General features: G+C 38.8%; 1 protein-coding gene. It reads left to right on the top strand.

The features are described 5' to 3' along the window. Positions 1–46 precede the first annotated feature (46 nt). Positions 47–263 (top strand): sugar phosphate nucleotidyltransferase (locus tag TCEL_RS11335; protein ID WP_040684071.1); only part of this gene is annotated, 217 nt, incomplete at its 3' end.

Below are 263 nucleotides of genomic sequence, written 5' to 3'. Positions count from 1 at the left end.
AAGCATTGGTTTACCAAAAGTACTTCATAGAGTCTGTGGTAAACCAATGCTTTTTCACGTCATTGATGCACTAAAGGGTGCAAATGTTGATGATTTTATCGTTGTCGTTGGACATAAGGCAGATATTGTTAGAGCACATCTTAAAGAAAACATCAAAACGGCGTATCAAGATAGACAGCTAGGAACAGGACATGCAGTAATGTGCTGTAGTGATTTCCTTAAGGATAAGGATGGAACTGTTATTGTTCTTGCTGGAGATGCAC

Origin of the sequence: Thermobrachium celere DSM 8682, assembly GCF_000430995.1 — a bacterium.
Classification (GTDB): Bacteria; Bacillota; Clostridia; order Clostridiales; family Caloramatoraceae; genus Thermobrachium; species Thermobrachium celere.
Note: the sequence above shows the minus strand (reverse complement) of the source record. Positions and strands in the feature narration are given on the sequence as shown.